This is a genomic window from Pantoea sp. 18069, assembly GCF_902706035.1.
Lineage (GTDB): Bacteria > Pseudomonadota > Gammaproteobacteria > Burkholderiales > Burkholderiaceae_C > Comamonas.
The window spans coordinates 105,419-123,738 of record NZ_CACSJA010000002.1 but is presented as its reverse complement, the minus strand read 5'-3'; the positions used below and the strand labels follow the sequence as shown (position 1 = coordinate 123,738).

At 67.9% G+C, this 18,320-nt stretch carries 16 protein-coding genes; 7 read left to right on the top strand and 9 right to left on the bottom strand.

Translation table 11 applies throughout. The features are described from left to right. Positions 1-22: 22 nt before the first annotated feature. From GVL12_RS02680 to GVL12_RS02660, 5 genes are all read right to left on the bottom strand, one after another. On the bottom strand, positions 23-844 hold the full coding sequence (locus GVL12_RS02680; RefSeq protein WP_159911105.1) for an ABC transporter ATP-binding protein: 822 nt from the start codon (positions 842-844) through the stop codon (positions 23-25). After that, the gene (locus GVL12_RS02675) at positions 841-1,926 is read right to left on the bottom strand and encodes an iron ABC transporter permease (protein WP_159911104.1); all 1,086 of its coding nucleotides are present in this window, start codon (positions 1,924-1,926) and stop codon (positions 841-843) included. Before GVL12_RS02675 ends, GVL12_RS02680 begins: the two co-directional genes overlap by 4 nt. After that, on the bottom strand, positions 1,923-3,047 hold the full coding sequence (locus GVL12_RS02670; RefSeq protein ID WP_159911103.1) for an ABC transporter substrate-binding protein: 1,125 nt from the start codon (positions 3,045-3,047) through the stop codon (positions 1,923-1,925). The genes GVL12_RS02675 and GVL12_RS02670 overlap by 4 nt, the downstream gene beginning before the upstream one ends. Further along, positions 3,034-5,106 (bottom strand): TonB-dependent receptor, encoded by a 2,073-nt coding sequence (locus GVL12_RS02665; protein ID WP_159911102.1) that lies wholly within the window; start codon positions 5,104-5,106, stop codon positions 3,034-3,036. The genes GVL12_RS02670 and GVL12_RS02665 overlap by 14 nt, the downstream gene beginning before the upstream one ends. 218 nt (positions 5,107-5,324) lie before the next feature. Further along, on the bottom strand, positions 5,325-6,293 hold the full coding sequence (locus GVL12_RS02660; RefSeq protein ID WP_200843447.1) for an AraC family transcriptional regulator: 969 nt from the start codon (positions 6,291-6,293) through the stop codon (positions 5,325-5,327). A gap of 228 nt (positions 6,294-6,521) precedes the next feature. Between GVL12_RS02660 and GVL12_RS02655 the strand changes: the two genes are divergently transcribed. Further along, entirely contained in the window at positions 6,522-6,959 is a 438-nt protein-coding gene (locus GVL12_RS02655; protein ID WP_159911100.1) for a hypothetical protein, read from the top strand. Between the two features lie 8 nt (positions 6,960-6,967). Here the strand turns inward: GVL12_RS02655 and GVL12_RS02650 are convergent, their stop codons facing one another. Next, positions 6,968-7,849 carry a LysR substrate-binding domain-containing protein gene (locus GVL12_RS02650; protein WP_159911099.1) on the bottom strand — a complete coding sequence of 294 codons (882 nt, stop codon included), beginning with the start codon at positions 7,847-7,849 and terminating at the stop codon, positions 6,968-6,970. A gap of 96 nt (positions 7,850-7,945) precedes the next feature. Between GVL12_RS02650 and GVL12_RS02645 the strand changes: the two genes are divergently transcribed. From GVL12_RS02645 to metC, 4 genes are all read left to right on the top strand, one after another. After that, positions 7,946-8,536 carry a cysteine dioxygenase family protein gene (locus tag GVL12_RS02645; RefSeq protein WP_159911098.1) on the top strand — a complete coding sequence of 197 codons (591 nt, stop codon included), beginning with the start codon at positions 7,946-7,948 and terminating at the stop codon, positions 8,534-8,536. Between the two features lie 93 nt (positions 8,537-8,629). Then, positions 8,630-10,204 (top strand): rhodanese-like domain-containing protein, encoded by a 1,575-nt coding sequence (locus tag GVL12_RS02640; protein WP_159911097.1) that lies wholly within the window; start codon positions 8,630-8,632, stop codon positions 10,202-10,204. A 26-nt stretch (positions 10,205-10,230) separates the two neighbouring features. Further along, the gene (locus GVL12_RS02635) at positions 10,231-11,223 is read left to right on the top strand and encodes a tripartite tricarboxylate transporter substrate binding protein (protein WP_159911096.1); all 993 of its coding nucleotides are present in this window, start codon (positions 10,231-10,233) and stop codon (positions 11,221-11,223) included. Positions 11,224-11,295: 72 nt separating this feature from the next. Then, positions 11,296-12,504: a cystathionine beta-lyase gene (gene metC / locus GVL12_RS02630; RefSeq protein WP_159911095.1), complete on the top strand. Its 1,209-nt coding sequence runs from the start codon at positions 11,296-11,298 to the stop codon at positions 12,502-12,504. 21 nt (positions 12,505-12,525) lie between these two features. On the opposite strand, the gene GVL12_RS02625 is transcribed toward metC, so the two are convergent. Both GVL12_RS02625 and GVL12_RS02620 read right to left on the bottom strand, forming a co-directional pair. Next, positions 12,526-13,836: an amidase gene (locus GVL12_RS02625; protein WP_159911094.1), complete on the bottom strand. Its 1,311-nt coding sequence runs from the start codon at positions 13,834-13,836 to the stop codon at positions 12,526-12,528. A 66-nt stretch (positions 13,837-13,902) separates the two neighbouring features. Beyond that, on the bottom strand, positions 13,903-14,838 hold the full coding sequence (locus tag GVL12_RS02620; protein WP_159911093.1) for a LysR substrate-binding domain-containing protein: 936 nt from the start codon (positions 14,836-14,838) through the stop codon (positions 13,903-13,905). A gap of 98 nt (positions 14,839-14,936) precedes the next feature. Here GVL12_RS02620 and GVL12_RS02615 point away from each other — a divergent pair, with 98 nt between their 5' ends. Then, positions 14,937-15,920 carry a tripartite tricarboxylate transporter substrate binding protein gene (locus GVL12_RS02615; protein ID WP_159911092.1) on the top strand — a complete coding sequence of 328 codons (984 nt, stop codon included), beginning with the start codon at positions 14,937-14,939 and terminating at the stop codon, positions 15,918-15,920. After that, complete coding sequence (locus tag GVL12_RS02610) at positions 15,917-17,116, top strand: M20 aminoacylase family protein (RefSeq protein WP_159911091.1); 1,200 nt, start codon at positions 15,917-15,919, stop codon at positions 17,114-17,116. The genes GVL12_RS02615 and GVL12_RS02610 overlap by 4 nt, the downstream gene beginning before the upstream one ends. 301 nt (positions 17,117-17,417) lie before the next feature. Here the strand turns inward: GVL12_RS02610 and GVL12_RS02600 are convergent, their stop codons facing one another. Then, complete coding sequence (locus tag GVL12_RS02600; RefSeq protein ID WP_159911089.1) at positions 17,418-18,278, bottom strand: oxaloacetate decarboxylase; 861 nt, start codon at positions 18,276-18,278, stop codon at positions 17,418-17,420. Positions 18,279-18,320 lie beyond the last annotated feature (42 nt).

Genomic DNA, 18,320 nt, shown 5'->3' with positions numbered 1-18,320 from the left:
GTCGTTGCTTCACCTTGCCGTGCTATTCGGTTTGCGCGGGCTGTGGCGCCTGTGGCGCCGGCCCGGCCGGGCCATCGACGAGCACGAACAGCCGGCCCTGCTCGCAGCTGCGCACGCGCGCGTCCACGCCGTAGGCGCTGCGCAGCCGCTCGGGCGTGATGGTCTGTTGCGGCGGGCCGAAAGCGCACAACTGGCCGGCCTGCAGCAGCGCCACGTCGTCGGCCCATTGCGCGGCCAGCGTCAGGTCATGCAGCACCACGATCACGATGCGCCCCGCATGCGCGAGCCGCTGCACGGTCTGCATGACCTGCCATTGGTGGGCCAGGTCCAGCGCGCTGACGGGTTCATCGAGCAGCACGACCGGGCAGTCGCGCACCACGACCTGGGCCAGCGCGGCCATCTGCCGCTGTCCACCCGACAGGTGGGCCAGCGGCTGCATCGCCAGATGCGCGATGCCCAGCTGTTCTAGGGCCTGCATGGCCGTGGCCGGCGCCGCCGGCGCATGCAGGCCGTGCATCGCCACCAGCGTCGCCTCGAGTACCGTGAGCGTGCTGCCCGAGGCGCCCAGCTGCGGCATGAAGCCGACGATGCGCGCGCGCTGCGCGGCCGGCATGGCGAGCAGCTCGCTGGCGCCATAGCGCACCTGGCCGCGCGTGGGCAGCAGGCCGGTGAGCGCGCGCAGCAGCGTGGACTTGCCCGCGCCGTTGGGCCCGACCAGGGCCAGCAGGCGCCCGGGTGCGAGCGGCGGCAGCGTGAGCCCCTGCAGCACGCGGCGCTGGCGGTAGTCGACCTGCAGGCCCTGGATTTCCAGCGGCGCCTGCGCGAGTGTGGGCGCGGCGCTCATGGCGCGCTCCGCGTGCGGCGCAGCACGAGCAGCACGAACACCGGCAGGCCGACCAGCGCGGTGATGATGCCCACGGGCAGCAGCACGCCGGGAACGATGGATTTGCTGACCACCGAGGCCAGCACCATCAGCAGCGCACCGACGAGCGCGCTCGCGGGCAGCAGATGGCGGTGGCCGTCGCCCACGAGCAGCCGGGCCACATGCGGGCCGACCAGTCCGACGAAGCCGATGGTGCCGGCCAGCGCCACGGCCACGGCCGCGAGCAGGCTGATGCGCAGCAGCGCCCAGCGGCGCAGCTGCGCGACATCGATGCCATAGCTGCGCGCGCGTTCGTCGCCCAGGCCCAGCGCGGTCATGGCGCTGGCCGCACGCCAGGAAAACGGCGCAACGCAGGCGATGACCAGCGCGAGCATGCCCACGCCGAGCCAGTCGGCGCGCGCCAGGCTGCCCATGCTCCAGAACACGAGTTGCTGCAGCGCGTCCTCGCTGGCGACGAACTGCACCAGCGACAGCAGCGCCGTGGCCGCAAAACCGATGGCGATGCCGAACAGCACCAGGATCTGCGCATCGGCGCCGGGCCGGCGCGCCAGCAACTGCAGCAGCGCGAGCGCGGCCAGCGCGAAAACAAAGGCATTGCCCGAGACCAGCCAGGCCGCGGGCAGTCCGGGAATGCCCCAGTTGAGCACGATGGCCAGCGAAGCGCCCAGCGCCGCGGCCGAGGACACGCCCAGCGTGAAAGGCTCGGCCAGCGGGTTGCCCAGCACGGTCTGCATCTCGACGCCGGCCGTCGCCAGCGCCATGCCGATCAGCACGGCCAGCAACGTCACGGGCAGGCGCACGTCCCAGAGCACGACCTGCAGGCTGCGCGGCAGCGACCCGGGTTGCCACAGGCCTTGCAGCGCCTGCAGGAAGCGCAGCGACGAGGGCCCGCTGGTGATGTCGAGCAGCATGGCGCCCAGCGTCAATGCCAGCAGCAGCGCGATCAGGCTCCAGCGCTTGCGCTGGCTGGCGCGGTAGTCGCGCAGCGGGCCGGCCAGGGCCGGTGGGGAAAGGGGAGGGTTCACGGTAGGTCGCGCAGTCATTTGCGCAGGGAAGTCCAGAAGCTGCCGCTCCACGGATGGGCGAGAAAGCGCTGGTTCAGCGCATCGAGCGTGGCCTGTGGCCGCACGTCGGCGAACTCGCGCGGGTGCAGCCAGGTGGCGATGCATTCGAGGTTGACGATGCCCAGGCCGCCGTGCCAGATGCCGTGGACTTGGCCGTTGCGCACGGCGCGCGTCTGCGCCAGGCCCGTGCGCTGCACGACGCGGCGCAGGCTGGCCTGGGCCTGCTCGGCCGCCACGCCGGGCCCGAGCAGCAGGCCGTCGCGCGCCTGCAGGTGCAGGCCGCCGGTGCCGATATAGATTTCCGGGTCCTGGGCGATCACGTATTCGGTGCTCAGCGTGCCGGCCATGCCGGCGATCATGTCACCGCCGATCAGCCGGCCGCCGGCCATGCGCACCATGTCGCCGAGGTTCTTGCCCGCGCCCATCGACAGGCAGCACGGCGCCGAGCCCGCATGCGGCTCCATCAGCACCAGCGGCAGCGGCGCATTGCGTGCGCGCAGGCGCTGCAAGCCTTCGCGGATGCGCGCCAGGTGCTGCTCGTGGAAGGCGGCCAGTTCGCGTGCGCGCGCCTCGTGGCCCGTGAGGATGCCGAACTGCACCAGGCCCTGCGTGGGCCGGGCTTCGCGCAGGTCGGGGTTGACTTCGAGCACCGCGACCGCGATGCCGGCTTTTTCGAGCCGGGCCACGGTCTGGCTGGCCTTGGCATAGAACGGGTCGAGCACCACCAGGTCGGGCTCGAGCGCGATCAGCGCTTCGGCATGCAGGTTCTGCGGCCCGTCGATGGCGAGCTGCGCCATGTGCTCGAAAGCGCGCGGGTCGGGGCCGCGCAGCATCTGCAGGCTTTGCGCGTCCAGCCGCCATTTGTTCCACGCGACCACATGCTGCGCGGGCCGGGGCGCGAGCATCGACAGCAGCACGAAGTCGTCGGTCGCGCCCAGCACCATGCGCTGCGCGGGCCGCGCCAGCCGCACGCTGCGCCCGCGCAGATCGGTGATCTGCACCGGCTGGGTGCTGGCGAGAGTCGGGCCCGCGGCGAGCGCGGCCGTGAGCGCCAGCCATTGCCGGCGCGTGCTGCCTGGCGCCATGTCAGAAGTCTGCATTGATGCCCAGCCAGATGCGCCGTCCTTCGTCCATCATCCAGTTGCCGTCCAGGCCCTGGGTGCGCGTGCGCAGGTCCACGGGCACCTTGCGGTCGGTGGCGTTGAGCAGCGAAAAGCGCAGCGCGACGTTCTTGCTCAGGCCGTAGGTGCCGCCCAGGTCCAGCGTGGCCGAACTGCCGCGCTGGCGCGTGACCGCGGCGCCGTTGCGGTAGCCTGCGTAGACCGCATTGCCCATGAAGTTCAGGCGGGCAAAAGTCTTCAGCGTGCCGGTGGCCTGCCAGTCGAGCTGGGCATTGAGCAGGTGGCGCGGCGTCTTCTCCAGCGGCTGGCCGTCGAGCGAGCTGCCGTCGAAGGCGGTTTCGGTGCCGCCCTGGCGACGCGACTGGGTGTAGGTGTAGCTGGTATTGAGCTGCAGATCACGGCGCAGCGGCAGTTGCAGGCCCAGCTCCAGTCCGCGGATGCGCACCTTGTCGACATTGTCGTAGACGTAGAGGTGGTTGGCCGACGCCGGGTTCAGCGGGTCGGGCCGGCCCGAGTCGAAGCTCACCACCTTGTTCTTGAAGTCGGTGTTGAACAGCGTGGCCGTGACGCGGCTTGCGGGCGCCCATTCGTAGGTCAGGCCGAATTCCTGGGTGGTGCTGGTCTCGGGCTGGAGGTCGGGGTTGCCGCACAGCGGGCCGTTAAAGCCTGAATTGCCACCGGTCGTCATGCAATAGCCGGCCGTGCTCTGGCGTATCGTCGGCGCCTTGAAGCCGCTCGTCACGCCGCCGCGCAGCGTCAGCGCGTCACTCGCATGGTAGACGCCATAGACCCGCGGAGACCAATGGCTGCCATAGCGCTCGTGATGGTCCATGCGCAGGCCGCCGGTCAGCGTGAACTGATCGGTCAGCAGCCAGTCGTCCTCGAGGAACAGCGCACGGCTGTCGAGCGAGACCTTGTCGAGGTTCACCGGATAGCCGCCGACCGCGGCTTCGTTGCGTATGCCTTGGAGTGCGCTGTGCTGGAGCTGGCCGCCCAGGCGCAGCACATGCCGGGTCAAGGGCAGCGTCAGGTTGCCTTCGAGCGTGGTGTTCGTGACTTCGCGCGGGCTGTAGTTCGCGGCCTGTGGCCAGTTCTCGTTCTGGCCCACCTCGCGGTACAGCGACAGCTTGGATTGGCCGAAGTCCCAGCGCCCGTTGTGGCTGATGCCATAGTGGTCGCGCGAATGGCGCACCCGGCTCCAGGCATAGGCCGGCAGCGTCGAGCGGCCCGGCGTGGTCTCGGTGGTCGTGCGCTCGGTGCCCAGGTCGAGCACGATTTCCTGGCGCTGGTCGGGCCGGGCCGTGAGCTTGGCGCCCAGGCTCTGGCTCTTGCGGCCATAGGCGCCTTCGGCGCCGGGATAGTAGGTGTCGCCTTCGCTGCGGCTGTCGTTCTTGCCCCAGAGCTGCAGGCCCAGCACGTCACTCTTGATCGGGCCGCCGATCCAGAATTCGCCGCCGCGCGAATTGCCGTAGTCGTTGTCGCCTTGCAGCGTGGTCGAAGCCGCGACACTGCCGCCCCAGCGGCTGGGCACTTTCTTGGTGATGATGTTGATCACGCCGCCCATGGCCTCGGAGCCGTACAGCGAGGACATCGGGCCGCGCACGACTTCGATGCGCTCGATCGCCGACAGCGGGGGCAGCAGGTTGGCCTGCACGCCCGTCGTGCCGCGGTTCATGGTTTCGCGCGTGTTCTGGCGCTGGCCGTCGATCAGGATCAGCGTGTATTCGCCGGGCAGGCCGCGGATCGTGATGTCCGTGGCGTTGGGGTTGTCGCCGACCACCGCCACGCCTTCGACCTGGCGCACGGCGTCGGCGACGGACGTGAAGTTGCCTTTGCGCAGATCTTCCTGCGTCAGCACGCTGATGGACGCGGGCGCATCCTTGATGCGCTGCTGCACGCCGCTGGCCGTCACGACGACGGTTGCGAGTGCTGCATCGACTTGCTGCGCGAGCGCTGGCGCGACGCTCGCGGCCAGGGTGGCGGCAGCGGCCCAGCGGACGGCTGCGCGGGAGACCGGTTGTTGCGTTGTGGTGTTCATGACCCTCTGACCTGTTGGTATGGTGGCGGGCAGCTCCCGGCCCGGCTTGAAGCGCCGGCGGATGCATATCCCTGCTTGGCAGCGGTAGATTTCAGCACCGAAGGCCGTGCAGGTGGTTTGCGCAAACACGGCAGATGTTTGCGTTGCAATTAAAAATGCTTCTCATTTGAATGTTGTGCCGAATTGTGGCGCGCCGCTGCGCTGCGGCCCGTGGCGCCTCAGATCCTGGCCCGCACGAGCTTGGGAGAAATGCCGAAGCGCCGCTTGAAGGCCGTGGCGAAGTTGGCCGCGCTGGTATAGCCCGCGCAATGCGCGACTTCCGCGACGCTGCAGCCCGTCTGCTCGAGCTGCGACCAGGCGCGCTCCAGGCGCCGGTCGCGCCGGTAATCGTCGATGGTCGAGCCATAGAGCTGCTTGAACTGGCGCTGCAGCGCGCTGGGGCTCAGGCCGACGTCGCGCGCGAGCTGGCCCAGGGGCTGCAGCGGCGGGTCGTTGCTGTCGAGCAGCGATTTGAGCCGCGCCATGCGCTGGTGCTCGCGCATGCCCAGCATGGCCGACGCGGCGTTGTCCGGCGCCGCGCCGGCGAGCGATTGCAGCGCTTCGTGCAGCAGCTCCAGCGTGCGGCTCAGCAGCAGCAGGGGCGCGCTGCCTTCGCGCGCGAGCTGGATGATCTGCTCGGTCACGGCGATCGCGCGCGGCGACGGCTGCCAGGCCTGGATGGCGAGTTGCTGCGTCTCCATCCAGTCACGCAGCAGCGCCGGCGTCGACTGGTCGGCAAGGCCCAAGGCCACGAGCTGCTGCGGCGCCACGCTCAGACTCAGCTTGCGCTCGTACTTGCCGCAGCGCCAATGCCGCTCGAACAGGTCTCCGGGCCGCGAATGAATGATTGCGCCGCAGGCCTGCACGCCGGCTTCGGACGGCACCTGCATCTGCAATGCCTGGCCGCCAAACGCCACGTCCACGCTGCCTTCGAGCAGCACCACGACGTGCACGCCGGGCTCGGCCGGCGTGGTCGTATGCAGCGTGCGCAGATCCCTGGCTTCGACCCCGTGCAGCCAGACGTCGGGCTGTATCTGGATCGACTGGACATGCCCGCTGAGCAAGGCATCTTGCTCCTCGACTTCGGCATCGAGGAACTGGTAGTCCGGGCCCTGGAAGTCACGCGCGTGCAAGGTCCCCAGGCCCATCCAGCGGGGCTGCTTGCGAGAAAGGGGGGCAAGGGACGAGGCCATCGGTGCCGACAGTGCAATGGATCTTATTGAGAATTATTCCTATTTTAAGCGGTTTCCGGAAAGGGCCTGCATTGCGGGCCGCGCCACTGGCGGCGCTCGCGCCGCGCATCTGTCAGCACCCTCATGCGTGGCTGCCGGGACATGCGGCGGTGAGGGCGCTGATACACGCAGGAGCATCGGGGCTTGCTGCGGTTTCTTTGCACGTCACGCATGGATGCATGCCCTGGCGAAGGTGCCGGGCAAGCCCTGTCGGAAGGCATGCTCCATTGCAGGCAATGCTATCTGTTCCCCCGGCAGAAGCCAAAGAACAAGATCGAATTTGGTAGCTCCGAATCGACATATGCAGCTGTCGGCAGTGAAAGGGAAACTGCGGCTGTATATCAGTGGACTGCCATGGGGCTTATCGGTATTCAGTCGGTTCGTTCATCGATAAAGATAACCATCTACAGATTTACTTTGCGCGTGATTTTGTGTTTGCAAGGCAGAACCCTGAAGCAGCGCACCTGCGCACCCGCGCCCTTGACCCCGGCCGAGCGCGCACGCGCCAATGACTGGCGCAGCAACACCTTGGCGGTCAAGCCCGGCGACAGCCCGCTGCGGCTCGAGATGCCAGGCCGTTGAATGTGCGCTCAGGCGCGCATCGGTGCCTGCGCGGCGCCGGGCTGGTGCATGCGGACCTTGAGGTTCTCGAACACCTGGCGGGTGATGGGGCTGACGACATGGCTGCGGACGTAGAGGCGATAGACCAGATCGGGCAACTGGGGCATGCCGTCGCCCTTGCCCAGCACGCGCAGGCCCGGGTCCAGCTGCTCGACGCCGCGCGCCGTCACGCCCAGGCCGGCGCGCAGCGATGCGCGTATGCCGACCAGGCTGGTGCACATATGGCGTTTGCTCCAGGCAATGCCTGCGGCATCCAGTGCGTCGCAGCCCACGCGGCTGAAGATGCTGGGGCCGTCGGCCAGCACCAGCGGTATCGGCTTGGCCGGGTCGTGCGCATAGTTGGCGCCGCAGAGCCAGACCGTGGGGCTGGAGCGCAGCACAAAGCCTTCGTAGCCCGGATCTTCCCGGTTCGAAATCGCCAGGTCGAGTTCGCCTTGCTTGAGTGATTCCATCAGAAAGGGGCTGCGCCCCACATGGACGGCGACCTGCATTCCGGGGAAGTTGAGCATGATCTCCTGTAGCACGGGCGGCAGCATGTTGTCGGCCGCGTCGTGTGGCGCGCCTATGCGCACCAGGCCTTGCACCTGGCGCTGCTGCAGGTTGCGCAGGGCTTCGTCATGGATGGCCAGGATATGGCGTGCATAGCCCAGCAGCCGCTGGCCCTTGTCGGTCAGCTGCTTCTGGCGTCCTTGTTTTTCGAACAGCGCATGGCCGATTCTGTCTTCCAGCCGCTGCATCTGCAAGGTGATGGCCGACTGCGTGCGCCCCAGTTGCACAGCCGCGGCGGCAAAGCTTTTCTGCCCGGCAATGGTCACCAGGGTGCGCAGCAGGTCAAGATCAAGTGTCTCCATACTTTAATTTTATTGAAGTGTTCGTTGGGCGGACTTGGATTGTTTCCTTGGCGGTGCTTGACTACAGTGGCCTGTACCGATTTGAAGAGGCATTCTATGAACACGATGACAGAACAACGCCAGCAGGCCGTGACCCAGGCCATTGACGTGATGAAAAACGCGATCGGCGCCGAGCCCGTGAACCGCAAGAGTCTGGAAACGGTGCTGCAGGCGCTCACGGGCCTGGCTGGCCAGACGGCGTTGTGGCAGCAGGCCGACTACCCCGCGCCCGAAGTGGGCGAGCACCAGGCGCGCTACCTCATCGCCGAGGACCCGGACCAGAGCTATGCGCTCTATCTCAATGTGATGCGCCCCGGCAAGCGCATCGTGCCGCACAACCACACCACCTGGGCCTGCATTGCCGCCGCCGAGGGCACGGAGCACAACCGCGTCTACGAGCGCACGGATGACGGCAGCGTTGCGGGCAAGGGCACGCTGCGCGAAACTGATCTGGTGGTGGTCGCTCCCGGCCAGGGCATTGCGCTGATGCCCGAAGATATCCACGCGGTGGAAATCCGTGGCGATCAGGTCATACGCCATCTGCACATGTACGGTCGGGCGCTGGAAACGCTCAATGAGCGCACCAGCTATGACCTCGAAGCCGGTACCTGCCAGACCATGGGAATCGGCGTTCAGACGCGCCGCTGAGAACCCGCTTCCTCCCCCGCATTCCCTGCATTTCCAGCTGTGTGCCTTGAAGGCGCACGGGAGCGGTGTTGTCCAAATTTCCCGAAATCCGCAATGATTGAATACGTCACCGCTCCCCTTCTGAAGTCCTGGCTGCATGATGGCCGGGAGATCGCGCTGCTCGACGTGCGTGAACACGGCCAGTATGGTGAGGCCCATCTTTTCTACGCGACGCCCTTGCCGTTGAGCCGGCTGGAAGTGGATCTGCCGCGCCTGGTGCCGCGCCAGGGCGTGCGCACCGTGGTCTACGACAGCGGCGACGCCGACGGGGTGGCCGAGCGCGCCGCCGCGCGTCTCGCGGCACTGGGCTACAGCCAGGTGGCCGTTCTCGAAGGCGGAACGCATGCCTGGACCGCGGCCGGCTACCGGCTGTTTGCGGGGGTCAATCTGCCGTCGAAGACTTTCGGCGAGCTGGTCGAGCATGCCTATGGCACGCCGCGCATCACGGCGCAGCAGCTCGCGGCCAGACAGGCTGCGGGCGAGCCGCTGGTGGTGCTCGACGGCCGGCCCGTGGCGGAGTTCCACAAGATGAACATTCCCGGCGCGCTGTGCTGCCCGAATGGCGAACTCGCCTACCGCATTCGCAGCCTGGTGCCCGACGAGCGCACGCCCATCGTCATCAACTGCGCAGGCCGCACGCGCTCCATCATGGGGGCGCAGACGCTGATCAACCTGGGCCTTCCCAACCCGGTGTTCGCGCTGGAAAACGGCACGCAAGGCTGGTATCTCGCGGATTACGCGCTCGAACATGGCGGCGCGCGCCGCTATGGCGCGGAGTCCGGCGGCCAGGCGCTGCTGGCCCCGGCGCGGCAGTTGGCTCGGCGCTTCGAAGTGCCCCATGTCGACGCCGCCACGGTGCAGGCCTGGGCCGCCGATGGCGAGCGCAGCCTGTTTCTCTGCGATGTGCGCACGCCCGAGGAATTCGAGGCCGGCTCCCTGCCGGGCGCGCAGCACACGCCCGGCGGCCAGCTGATGCAGGCGGGCGACCAATACGTGGGCGTGCGCGGTGCGCGGCTGGTGCTGTTCGACAGCGACGGCGTGCGCGCTCCCGTGGTGGCCAGCTGGCTGCGGCAGATGGGGCATGACGCCAGTGTTCTGCAGGACGGACTGCACAGCGGGCTGGCGCTGGACCTGCGCGCCGCGGCACGGCCGTCCGCCTTGCCCGAAATCAGCGCGCAGGAACTCGCGCAGCGCCTGCAGCAGGGCGAGGTCGCGCTGGTCGATCTGCGTCCCAGCATGGCCTACCGCGCCGGCCATGTGCCCGGCGCGCAATGGTCCATACGCCCGCATCTGGCGCGCGATCTGTGCGCCGAAACCCGTCCTGTGGTGCTGATCGCCGACGAGCCCTTGCTCGCCCAATGGGCCGCGCTGGAACTGCCACGCACGCCGTCGCTGCTGCAAGGCGGCATGGCGGCCTGGAAGCAGGCCGGACTGCCGGTACACAGTGCGGCCGACCGCCCCATGGATGCCCAGTGCATCGACTATCTGTTCTTCGTGCACGACCGGCACGACGGCAACAAGGAAGCTGCCCGGCAGTACCTGGCCTGGGAAACCGGCCTGCTGCCACAGCTCGACGCGCTCGAGCGCTCCGCCTTCAAGCTGCCTCAGACAGCGGCGGAACACGCCTAACCGATCCATAACCAGGAGACAAGATCATGACCCGAATCGCATCCTTGAAGAAAGTGCTGGCTTCCACCTTGGTGGGGCTGGTTTCGCTGGCCGCGGCCGAGCCGCTGGCCAAGCGCAACGGCTTTCCCGATCAGCCCATACGCTTCATTTCGCCGTTTCCTCCGGGCGGCGGCAATGATGCGAGCACCCGCTGGGTGACCGCGCGCCTGACCGACGCCACGGGCCAGCCTTCGGTGGTCGAGAACCGGGGCGGGGCGGGCGGCAATATCGGCGCGCGCGCGGTGGCCGAAGCCAAGCCCGATGGCTATACCCTGCTCACGGGCCAGGTGTCGCTGCTCGCGGTGAATCCATCGCTGTACAAGTCGCCGGGCTTCGATTCGCTCAAGAGCTTTGTGCCGGTCACGCAGATCAATGCCGCGCCCATCGCCATCGTGGTGGCGGCTTCCTCGCCCATCAAGAGCTTTGCGGACCTGGCCGCACGCACCAAGAGCGATCCGGGCAAGATCACTTTTGCCACGCCCGGCAACGGAACGCTGTCGCATCTGGTGGGCGTGGTGCTCGCCAAGGAAAACGGTGTCTCCATGACCCATGTGCCCTACAAGGGCGCGGGCCCGGCGCTTAATGATTTGCTGGGGCAGCAGGTCGATGTGATGATCACCTCCACTTCCTCGGTCGGCAGCATGATCCAGGCGGGGCAGATCCGCGCGCTGGCCGTGACCAGCCCGCGGCGCATAGGCGTCTTCGCCAAGGTTCCGACGCTGGAGGAAATGGGCTACCGCGACACCCACTTCGAGGACTGGTATGGGTTTTTTGCGCCCGCAGGCACTTCGCCCGAACGCGTGGCCTACTTGAATGAATCCATTGTCCGCACGTTGCGCACGCCCGAAGTCACGCGCATGGTCGTGGAAGGCGGCAGCGAAGTCGTGGCAAGCACGCCCGAAGCGTTCGCGGCGCAGCTGCGCCAGGACGTGGAGCGCTGGAGCAAGCTCGTCAAGCTGTCCGGCGCCAAAGTGGATTGACCTGCAACGCGGACCGCCTGGCCAGCCAGCGCGACGCGCGCGCCGGGCGGAACTGCACTTTTCACGCATACCATGACGACCGACAGCAACTCTTTTCCGGATGCAGGACTGCGCACCCGGCTGCTCAGAGCCGGCAGGAACCCTGCCTACACGGGCGGCACCGCGGTCAATCCGCCGCTGGTCCGTGCGAGCACCGTGACGTTCGACAACACGCAGCACCAGCGCCAGATGCGCGCCGCGCGCGAGCATGACCGGGTCTTCAGCTACGGCGCGCGCGGCACGCCCACCACGTTCGCGCTGGAAGACGCGGTCAGTGAGCTCGAAGGCGCCTACCGCACGCGGCTGCTGCCCACCGGGCTCGCAGCCATTGGCATGACGCTGCTGAGTTACCTCCAGCCCGGCGATCATGTGCTGCTGACCGACAGTGCCTATCAGCCCGTGCGGCATCTGACGCAGCAGTTCCTGCAGCCCTATGGCATCGAGTACAGCTTCTTTGCCGCGGACGGCAGCGATCTGCAGGCCAAACTGCGGCCCAACACCCGCATGGTGTATGCCGAGTGTCCCGGCTCGCTGGTCTATGAAATGTGCGATCTGCCCGCGCTGGCCGCCATCGCCCATGCGCACGGCGCGCTGGTCGTGGCGGACAACACCTGGGGCTCGGGCTGCCAGTACCGGCCGTTGACGCTGGGCGCCGACGTGTCCGTCATGGCTGCGACCAAATACCTGTCGGGCCATTCCGATGTGATGATGGGCACGGTGGCGACGACGCGCGCAGCGTGGGGCGCGCTCGCCGCGCGCTGCGATGCGTTCGGCATGACAGTCAGCCCCGACGACGCCTGGCTGGTGCTGCGCGGCATGCGTTCGCTTGCCGCGCGCCTCAAGATGCATGAGGCGCATGCGCTGCAGGTCGCGCACTGGCTGCAGTCCCATCCCGCGGTCCGCACGGTGTTCTGCCCGGCGCTGCCGTCGCATCCGGGGCATGCGCTGTGGCTGCGCGACTGCCAGGGAACGAATGGCCTGCTCTCGATCGAACTAGCGCCAGGCACCTCGAGTGCAGCGGTGGACCGCTTCATTGATGGCCTGCAACTGTTCGGACTGGGCGCGTCCTGGGGCGGTTATGAAAGCCTGGTGACCGCGGCCCACATGGACCAGGCCCGCAGCGTCACGGACTGGCGCGCGCGCGGCCCGGTGGTTCGCCTGCATATCGGCCTGGAAGACCCGCGCGACCTGATCGCCGACCTTGCCCAGGCGTTCGAAAACATGCAGCCGGTCGAGGGCTGACGGCGGCGCGCGCTGCGCCTTTCAGCCCAGCGTGTGCAGGAACTGCTCCAGCGCCGCAGCCACGGCGAGCAGCTCGCGGTCACCGTGGCGCTTGCCCACCAGCATCCAGCCCACGGGCATTTCGCCGCTCTGGCGCGGCAGCGGCAGCGAGACCGCGGGCAGGTCGTAGAAGTTGAACACCGAAGGGTTGCGCAGCACCAGCATGTTGGTGCGGTGGAACATGTCCTCGTCGTCCAGGCTGGCGATCGACGGTGCGATCACCGGCACCGTGGGCAGCAGCAGAATGTCGAAGTCGGCGATCGCGGCATCGAGCGCGGGCAGCAGTTGCGCACGCGCCTGCTGAACGGCAACGTAGTGCGAGGCCGCAATGGTCTCGCCGCGGCGAACCCGCGACAGCACCAGCGCATCGAGCTCGCTTTCCTTGCCCGCGGCGAGCAGCGCGCCATGGATGTGCGCGGCTTCGGCCGCGATCAGCGTGCCTTTTTCCTGCAGGCGAAAGGGCGCGCCCAGAAGTTCGTCCAGTGCCACGTCGCTGACGCGCGCCTGGGCATTCCTCAGCGCGGCGACGGCCGTCTCGAACGCGCCAAGCACCTGTTCATCGGTCTGGGTGAACAGCAGGCCACGGGGCACGCCCACGCGCAGCCCGGCCACGGCACGCGCGGCCAGCGGCGTCCATGGCTGGCCCGACAGCACGGCGTCGGTCCGGGCGCAGTCGGTCACGTCGCCCGCCAGCGGGCCCACGGTGTCGAGGGAAAACGACAGCGGGAACGCGCCTTCGCGGCTCACGCGCGCCTGGGTCGGCTTGAAGCCGGTCACGCCATTGAATGCCGAAGGAATGCGCACCGAGCCGCCGGTGTCCGAACCAATGGCGATCTCGCACATGCCGCGTGCCACCGCCACACCCGCGCCTGCCGAGGAGCCGCCTGGAATGCGCGTCACGTCACGGGCATTGCCCGGCGTGCCGTAGTGGGGGTTGATGCCTATGCCGGAGAAAGCGAACTCGGTCATGTTGGTCTTGCCGATGAGGATCGCGCCCGCGGCCCGCAGGCGCTGAACGATCACCGCGTCCCGGGCGGCGGGCGGCGCATCGCGCAGCACCTTGGAGCCGGCCGTGGTCGCTTCGCCGGCGACGTCGAACAAGTCCTTGATCGAGACGATGCGGCCATCGAGCGGGCCGAGCGTGATGCCGGCCGCGGCGCGTGCATCCGCGGCGGCCGCGGCCGCCAGCGCCGGCGCGCGGTAGACCTGGGTGAAAATGCGTGCGCCTTCATCGCCGGCATCGGCAATGGCGCGCAGGGCCTGGTGGGTACGTTCTACGGAAGTCATGTGCATGGGCTGCGACTCTATCAGGCGATTTCGGGCAGGACGGCGCGGCGAGCGCCGGGGTGCGGGGCCGATTCACGGGCCCTGGTTCGCAGCAGCGGCGCCTGCGTCTGTGGCCGACCATTCCGCATGGGCCTGGTCGGCGAGCCAGGCCGCAAACTTGTCGCGCGCGGTGAACGCCGGTGTGTCGCGTTTCCAGCAGACGAAGTAGCCGCGGCCGCACGACACATCGATGTCGAACGGCATCACCAGTTCGCCCTGCAGCAACTCGCGCTCGACCAGACAGCCCGGCACTACGGCGACACCCATTCCGGCCTTGGCGGCGACGATCAGGTGCATGGTGAGATCGAAGCCGGGCCCGAGCGTGGGCGTGCAGGGCGCGCCGGCCTTGGCAAACCAGCGCTCCCAGTTGTCGGGGAAGTTGGTGTGGTGCAAAAGGGTGGCGCGACGCAGGTCCTGCGGCGCGCGAAACTCCTTGCTCCAGCGCGGCGTGCACACCGGAATGAGTTCGCGGCCCAGCAGATAACGCGTCTGGACATGGTCGGGCCAGCGCCGGCGCGGGCGCTTGACCTCTATCCACAGATCGACGTCGTCGCGCGTGAAATCCTCGTCGTGCTTGAACTGGCGCAGCTCGACGTTCATATCGGGGTGGCGCTCGTTGAAGGCGGGCAGGCGCGGCATCAGCCACTGGATGGCCAGTGTGGGAATCACGCTGAGCCGTACGCGCTGGGGCTGGGCCTGGCGCCCCATGGTCTCGGCCGCCGACTCGAGCGCCAGCACATGGCGCTCGGTCAGCTTGCGCAGCTGCACGCCGCGCGGCGTGAGCGTCACGCCTGCCGGCGAGCGTTCGAACAGCCGCCCGCCCGCGAGGTGCTCTTCCAGGCGCTGCACGGCGCGGCTCACGGCCGCCTGGGTCACGCACAGTTCCTCGGCCGCACGGCGGAAACTGCCTTCGCGGCAGACCGCCAGAAAGGCATGCAGTTCGACCAGGGACGGCGAGTGGATCTTCATGATGGGTGATTACATTATGTCATCGCCCCTGATGAAATTGTCGTTTGTCGGCGCTGAGCGGCGTTCGTAATATCGCGCCTTCTTCATCGAGGCAAGACATGCACTTCAACAGACGCGAATTCGTAAGCCTGGCTGCTGCCGGAACCCTGGTCCCGCTGGCGGCTGCGAACGCCCAGGCCGCATACCCATCCAAGCCCATCACGCTGGTCGTTCCTTTCACGCCCGGCGGCTCGGTGGACAACTCGGGCCGATTGATGGCGGACCGGTTGAGCCGCGAGCTCGGCGTTCCCGTGCTCGTCGAGAACAAGGGCGGCGCGGGCGGCGCCATGGGTTCGGTCCATGTGGCCAAGGCCAGGCCCGATGGCTACACGCTGATCGTCACGTCGCAGAGCACGCATGTGGTGAACCCTGCCGTGAACCCGAATCTGCCGTACGACGCGGTCAAGGATTTCGCGCCGATCACGCTGATCGACCGCCTGGCCAACGTGCTGCTGGTCAATGCCGATCTGCCGGTGCGCACGTTCGCCGAACTCGTCCAGTACGCCCAGGCCAACCCCGGCAAGCTGAACTACGCGAGCGCCGGCACGGGCTCGGTCTCGCACCTGAGCATGGAGCTGATGAAGAACCAGGCCAGGCTGCCGATGATGCATATCCCCTACCGCGGCTCGGGCGTGGCGCTGAGCGATCTGCTTGCCGGCCAGGTGCAGCTCACCTGGAACAACCTGTCGTCGAACCTGGCCAACATCCGCAATGGCAAGCTGCGCGCGCTGGCCGTGGCCGCGCCGCAGCGCGTGTCCCAGCTGCCCGACGTGCCCACGTTTGCCGAACTCAAGCTGCCCGACCTGAACCTGACGTCGTGGACCGGCCTGGCCGCGCCCGCCAACACGCCCGCGCCCATCGTCGAGCGCCTGTACCAGGCCATGCGCAAGGTGCTGCAGGACCCCGCGACCCGCGCCACCTGGGTGGAAAAGGGAATGATGGTGCCCGAGGACGTGTCGCCCAAGGCCTACCAGGCCGAGATCATCGAGCGCATCAGGTTCTACCAACGCATCGCCAAGGCCAATCACATCGTTCTCGAATGACCGACACCCTCGCACGCGCGGGCGCCTACACCCGCATAGCCCAGTTCCTGCCCTACGAGCAGGAGCTCGTGGCCATACGCCGCCATCTGCACCGCAACCCCGAGCTGGCGTTTGCCGAGCACGGCACGTCGGACTTCATCGCCGGCAAGCTGCAGGAATGGGGCTACGAGGTCACGCGCGGCATAGGCGGCACGGGCCTGGTCGGCACGCTGCGCCTGGGCGACGGCGCGCGGCGACTGGGAATTCGCGCCGACATGGACGCGCTGCCCATCCAGGAAGCGACGGGCGCCGAACACGCGAGCTGCGTTGCGGGCCGCATGCACGCCTGCGGCCATGACGGCCACATGACCATGCTGCTGGGCGCGGCCAGGTACCTGGCGCGCCACCGGCGCTTCAGCGGTACCTTGCACCTGATCTTCCAGCCCGCGGAGGAGCGCGGCTTCGACAGCGGCGGCAAGGCCATGGTCGATGAAGGCCTGTTCGAGCGCTTTGCCTGCGACGCGGTCTATGCGATGCACAACCATCCCGGCATTGCCCAGGGGCGCTTTCTGCTGCGCAGCGGAGCCTTCATGGCCGCGGGCGACCGGGTGTTCGTGAAGATCGTCGGCGTCGGCGGCCATGCGGCAAGGCCCCACCTCGCGGTCGACCCGCTGGTCGCGGCCGCGGCCATCGTCACGGGCCTGCAGACCGTGGTGGCGCGCAATGTCGACCCCGCGGAATCGGCGGTGGTGACCGTGGGGCGGCTGCGTGCGGGCGATGCGCTCAACGTCATTCCGGACCATGCCGAGATCGGCATCAGCGTGCGCTCGTTCTCGCCCGAAATGCGCGCGCTGCTCAAGGAGCGCATCTGCGCGCTGATCACGGGCGTCGCCGAAGGGCATGGCTGCCGCGCGGAAATCGACTATGTAGAAGGCTACCCCGTAGTCGTCAACGATGCCGACGCAGTGGAACTCGCGGCCCAGGTCGCGACCGATCTGGTGGGCGCGGACGCCGTGGAGCGCGAGTTTCCGCGCCTCATGGGCAGCGAAGACTTCGCCTACATGCTGCAGCGCTGCCCGGGCGCGCTGGTGCGCATAGGCAACGGCCCGGCCGAAGGCGGGCGCGGCCTGCACAACCCGAAGTACGACTTCAACGACGTCAACCTGCCCTATGGCGCGGCGTTCTGGAGCCAGCTTGCGGAGCGCTTTTTGCGCTGAGGCGCTGCCGGAGCGATCCACCGCCGCAGTTGTGGGCGCGCCAGGCGGGCGATGGTCTGGAGCGCGCGGTGCCGGGCCCGGCAAAGCCGCCGGCGGTCTCGCCGGGAGCCGGGTCCAGATGCTGCAGCGTGGTTTCCTTGGGCTGGCCCTGTTGACATCCTCCCCCACCGTGGCCTTCGGCCACCGCTTGCGCGCAAAGAAGGGGGGATTCCTGCTGCGCTACGCATAAGCTGTCTTCTGCATGGTCGCCTCGGCGGGTTCCTGCTTCATTGAGGCGGGTTGCGGATTCTTGCGGCGGGTCTTATCGGTACTTCTGCTCCAGCCCATCCCAGAAGTCCTTGTTCACCAGACGCTGGCGCTCGAGAAACGGGGCGACGATGGCCGGGTCTTCGTCCACCTTGTGTTCGTCGCGCAGCAGCGTCAGGCACTTTTGCATGCCGGCCACGGCACCTTGCAGCGTCGCGTTGGCATACAGCACAAAGCCAAATCCCAGCTGGCCCAGCGCGTCGGCGTCAAAGATGGGCGTTTTGCCGCCAATCACCATGTTCATGAGCTGCGGGCGGTCCAGCAACCGGGGCAGGGCGCGCACTTCGTCTTCCTTTGTGACGGCTTCGACAAACAGGATGTCGGCGCCCGCTTCGGCAAAGGCCCGGGCGCGGTCGACGGCGGCGTTGAAGCCGTGCACGGCGGCGGCGTCGGTACGGGCCATGATCAGGGTGCCGCTATCGCGGCGTGCGTCCACGGCGGCGCGGATCTTGCCGAGCATCTCGCCGGTTTCAATCACGCTCTTGCCGTTGAAGTGGCCGCAGCGCTTGGGGGACACCTGGTCTTCGAGCTGGATGCAGTCGGCACCCGCGCGCTCCAGCGTGCGCACGGCGTGGTAGGTGTTGACGGCGTTGCCAAAGCCCGTGTCGGCATCCACCAACAGCGGCACATCGACGGCATCGCGAATGCGGGCCGTGTGGTCGGCGATATCGGTCAGGCCTATGAAGCCCTGGTCGGGCATGCCGAGCCACATATTGGTCACGCCGGCGCCAGTCACGTAAATGGCTTCGAAGCCGAGGTCGGCCACCAGCCGGGCCGACATGGCGTTGAATGCGCCGGGCACGATGACGCCGCGGCGGGCATCGGCCAGGGCTCTGAGTTTTTGCTTGGGGTTCATGGAGTCTTTTCGGGCAAAGCGGTGCGGCGGCGATGGCAAGCA

Coding starts and splice junctions, on each gene's coding strand:
- GVL12_RS02680 (WP_159911105.1), bottom strand. CDS start 844: ATGAGCGCCGCGCCCACACTCGCGCAGGCGCCGCTGGAAATCCAGGGC.
- GVL12_RS02675 (WP_159911104.1), bottom strand. CDS start 1,926: ATGACTGCGCGACCTACCGTGAACCCTCCCCTTTCCCCACCGGCCCTG.
- GVL12_RS02670 (WP_159911103.1), bottom strand. CDS start 3,047: ATGCAGACTTCTGACATGGCGCCAGGCAGCACGCGCCGGCAATGGCTG.
- GVL12_RS02665 (WP_159911102.1), bottom strand. CDS start 5,106: ATGAACACCACAACGCAACAACCGGTCTCCCGCGCAGCCGTCCGCTGG.
- GVL12_RS02660 (WP_200843447.1), bottom strand. CDS start 6,293: ATGGGCCTGGGGACCTTGCACGCGCGTGACTTCCAGGGCCCGGACTAC.
- GVL12_RS02650 (WP_159911099.1), bottom strand. CDS start 7,849: ATGGAGACACTTGATCTTGACCTGCTGCGCACCCTGGTGACCATTGCC.
- GVL12_RS02645 (WP_159911098.1), top strand. CDS start 7,946: ATGAACACGATGACAGAACAACGCCAGCAGGCCGTGACCCAGGCCATT.
- GVL12_RS02640 (WP_159911097.1), top strand. CDS start 8,630: ATGATTGAATACGTCACCGCTCCCCTTCTGAAGTCCTGGCTGCATGAT.
- GVL12_RS02635 (WP_159911096.1), top strand. CDS start 10,231: ATGACCCGAATCGCATCCTTGAAGAAAGTGCTGGCTTCCACCTTGGTG.
- metC (WP_159911095.1), top strand. CDS start 11,296: ATGACGACCGACAGCAACTCTTTTCCGGATGCAGGACTGCGCACCCGG.
- GVL12_RS02625 (WP_159911094.1), bottom strand. CDS start 13,836: ATGCACATGACTTCCGTAGAACGTACCCACCAGGCCCTGCGCGCCATT.
- GVL12_RS02620 (WP_159911093.1), bottom strand. CDS start 14,838: ATGAAGATCCACTCGCCGTCCCTGGTCGAACTGCATGCCTTTCTGGCG.
- GVL12_RS02615 (WP_159911092.1), top strand. CDS start 14,937: ATGCACTTCAACAGACGCGAATTCGTAAGCCTGGCTGCTGCCGGAACC.
- GVL12_RS02610 (WP_159911091.1), top strand. CDS start 15,917: ATGACCGACACCCTCGCACGCGCGGGCGCCTACACCCGCATAGCCCAG.
- GVL12_RS02600 (WP_159911089.1), bottom strand. CDS start 18,278: ATGAACCCCAAGCAAAAACTCAGAGCCCTGGCCGATGCCCGCCGCGGC.